The following is a 3,511-nucleotide window of genomic DNA, read 5'->3' on the forward strand; positions in this document are numbered from 1 at the left end:
ATCACAGCCTTTTAAGTCTTCAGCAGATGCTGTTGCTGTAATCAGCGCTAAAATCTGTTCACGTTTTTCCGCAGTCATGCGGCCTTGTGCTGCTTTTTTATCCAGCAGTTTTTGGCTGTAGGCTTTGCCTTTTTCGGCATTTTCCAGCGAAACATCTTTCAGCACCACGGTAATGCCTTTACAGGCCGCGGCGTAGGCAATGCCCGCGCCCATCATGCCTGCACCTAAAATTCCGACTTTAGCCACTTTCCATTTCGCCACATCTTTGGGACGGCTGGCGCCGGCTTTAATGGCATTCAGCCCATGCCAGAAAGCGCCAATCATATTTTTGGAAATCTGGCCGGTGGCCAAATAGGTAAAGTAGCGAGATTCAATGGTCAGCGCGGTGTCCATATCAACTTGCGCGCCTTCAACGGCGGCGGCCAGAATCGCTTCAGGCGCCGGGTAGCAGCCTTGGGTTTTGCCACGCAGCATGGCGGGCGCAATCGCCAGCATTTGCGCCGCAGCGGGGTTTTCCGGGCCGCCGCCGGGAATTTTATAGTCTTTGGCGTCAAAGGGCTGCTGCGCTGCTTTTGCAGACGGCGGATTGGCTTTAATCCAGGCAATGGCTTTGTCCAGCAGCTCCTGTTTAGAATCCGCCGTGTCATGAATCAGCCCCAGCGCCTGGGCTTGCGCAACGCCAAACTGCCGGCCTTCCATCAGCAGGGGCAAGGCTGTTTGCAGGCCAAGCAGGCGCACCATGCGCACAATGCCGCCGCCGCCCGGCAGCAGGCCCAAAGTGACTTCCGGCAGGCCGAATTTGGCTTTAGGGTCATTTAAAGCAATGCGGTAATGGCAGCCTAAAGCCAGCTCCCAGCCGCCGCCCAGCGCAGCGCCGTTCAAGGCCGCCGCTACAGGCACGCCTAATGTTTCAACCGCGCGCAAGTCCGCTTTGAGTTTTTGCACCATGCTGAAAAAATCAGCGGCCTGTTCAGGCTGAACCTGAATCAGCTCATCCAGGTCGCCGCCAGCAAAGAAGGTTTTTTTGGCGGAGCGGAAAATAATGCCGTTCAGCCCGGTTTCTGCCTGCAGCTTCTGCACTGTTTCATCCAGCGCGCTGCGGAATGCCGCATTCATGGTATTTGCAGACTGCCCCGCTGAATCAAGCGTAAGGATCACAATCTGGTCTGCATTTTTATGGTATTGAATTGCGCTCACTGTATTCTCCTTAGACCAGTTCAATAATGGTGGCGATTCCCATGCCGCCGCCCACGCATAAGGCCGCCATGCCGCGCTTTTTGCCTTGGCGCTCCAGCTCATCCAGCAGCGTGCCTAAAAGCATTGCGCCTGTTGCGCCCAACGGATGCCCCAGCGCAATGGCGCCGCCGTTGACATTGACTTTGGCCGGATTGATGTTCAGCTCATTGATAAAGCGCATGACCACGGCGGCAAAGGCTTCATTGACTTCAAACAGGTCAATGTCGTCAATGCTTAAGCCGGCTTTGGCCAATGCCTTGCGCGCAGCCGGCGCAGGGCCGGTCAGCATGATGGTCGGGTCAGTGCCGGCCAGCGCGGCAGCCAGCACTTTGGCGCGCGGTTTCAGCCCTTGTTCTTGGACTGCTTTTTCAGAAGCCAGCAGCACCACAGCAGCGCCATCGACAATGCCGGAGGAGTTGCCGGCATGATGAACGTGATGAATCTGCTGCGCTTCCGGATACTTCTGCAGCGCGACGGCGTCAAAGCCCATTTGCCCCATCACGGCAAAGCTCGGATTCAGCCTGGCTAGGCCTTCTGCTGTGGTGTCCGGCTTAATAAATTCATCTTTTTCTAAAATCATCAGGCCTGAACGGTCTTTTACCGCAATCACCGAGCGCTGGAAATAGCCCTTGGCCTGCGCTGCGGCGGCTTTTTTCTGCGACTGTTCGGCAAAAGTGTCAACATCGGCGCGCGAGTAGCCGTCTAAGGTGGCAATCAGGTCTGCGCCGATGCCTTGCGGCACAAAGCCGGCTTTTAAATTGGTTTCAGGGTCGAGCGCCCACGGCCCGCCGTCCGAACCCATCGGCACGCGCGACATGGATTCCACGCCACCCGCCACCACCAGGTCTTCCCAGCCGGAGCGGATTTTCTGCGCCGCCATATTGACCGCTTCCAGGCCGGAGGCGCAGAAACGGTTAATCTGCACGCCGGCCGCCGCATTGTCCCAGCCGGCCGCAATGGCTGCTGTTTTAGCGATGTCTGCGCCCTGATCGCCGACTGGCGTCACGCAGCCGAGCACAATGTCATCGACCTTGGCGGTGTCCAGCTGATGGCGGTCTTTCAGCTCATTCAGCAGGGCGGTCAGCAGGCTGATCGGTTTTACTTCATGCAGAGCGCCGCCTTTTTTTCCTTTTCCGCGGGGCGTGCGGATGGCATCAACAATGTAAGCCTCGCTCATAGCCTGTCCTTTTCATTAAAATTTTTATACGCTGCTTGAGTGTAATGCTTAATTGATGAAGCGCAATGACAAGAACGGATCAGATCATTTGAGGTTTTTTGCCAATCTGCATATTGCGCGCAGCCTTAGCGCTGCAGCGGCGGCGGCGCAGGCGGAAATGCCTTCCGCTCATGCTGTTTGGCCGGCAGCGCCGGCTGTTTAAGGGACTGAGGCTTGCAAATGAAATTAAGCATCAATCACTGCAATGCTGGCAGCCTAAAAGCGCCGGCGCTAGAATAGCGCCTGTATTTAAGGAAAAATAATGACTGAAAAGGATTAGGGTTTTGATAAAAATCAATAAAGGCATATTTTCAGCCATCGGCCTGATGCTGCTGGCAGGCTGCAGTTCCGCATCCGATCCGCAGCCGCCGGAAAAAGCAGGGACGCAAACAGAGATGAAAAAGTTCGCGAATGAAATTTCCGCGCAAAGAATGCTGCTGGTGCTGTCAGCGCCTTCAGTGCATGACCCTTATTACAAGGCGGCTTTTCAGCAGATTGTCGACTTTCAGATTGACTATGCCCGGTCGATTTTAGGCCATGACAATGTGGTGATTATTGCCGATGAAGACACCAATCCTTTTTTCACAGGCAAAGTGCCGGAAGATATTTTACTGGTGGATGACGTGCGCGATATCTGGATGCGCGACTTTACCACGGTCAACCCAAAGCAGCCTGTGCAGTTTGCCTATACTTGGGCTTCGATGACGGAAAAGCAAAGCCGGCAGGTGCAAAAAAGTTTTAGCCGTTTTGCAGACCGCTATAAGATTCAACGAGCCAAAACAGATTTAATGATTGATGGCGGCAATATTGTGGATGATTATGCCGGCCGCGTGATTACAACCACCCGTTTTATGGAAGATAATGAACTGAGCTATGATGAAGCCAAACAAGAACTAAAAAAGACCTTGGGTGCGAGTCAAGTTGCAATTTTAGAACCCGATGAAGAAGTGCTTGCCCATTCCGATGGGATGGTCAGCTGGGTAGATAAAAATACACTATTGGTCAATGATTACTCAAAAACACCGTCATTTAGAACCGTGGTGATGGATGAGTTGAAAG

3 protein-coding genes are annotated in these 3,511 nt (G+C 53.9%); 1 reads left to right on the forward strand and 2 read right to left on the reverse strand.

Translation table 11 applies throughout. The features are described 5' to 3' along the window. Positions 1-1,197, reverse strand: a 1,197-nt coding sequence (locus RSA72_RS09360) for an enoyl-CoA hydratase-related protein (RefSeq protein ID WP_332633082.1), incomplete at its 3' end; no start/stop codon positions are given. Between the two features lie 10 nt (positions 1,198-1,207). Beyond that, on the reverse strand, positions 1,208-2,413 hold the full coding sequence (locus RSA72_RS09365) for an acetyl-CoA C-acetyltransferase (protein ID WP_332624530.1): 1,206 nt from the start codon (positions 2,411-2,413) through the stop codon (positions 1,208-1,210). Positions 2,414-2,847: 434 nt separating this feature from the next. Here RSA72_RS09365 and RSA72_RS09370 point away from each other — a divergent pair. Continuing rightward, positions 2,848-3,511 (forward strand): agmatine deiminase family protein (locus tag RSA72_RS09370; protein ID WP_443098349.1); only part of this gene is annotated, 664 nt, incomplete at its 3' end.

This window comes from Acinetobacter sp. (assembly GCF_036659555.1).
In the GTDB taxonomy this organism is placed as follows: Bacteria; Pseudomonadota; Gammaproteobacteria; order Pseudomonadales; family Moraxellaceae; genus Acinetobacter.

Coding starts and splice junctions, on each gene's coding strand:
- RSA72_RS09365 (WP_332624530.1), bottom strand. CDS start 2,413: ATGAGCGAGGCTTACATTGTTGATGCCATCCGCACGCCCCGCGGAAAA.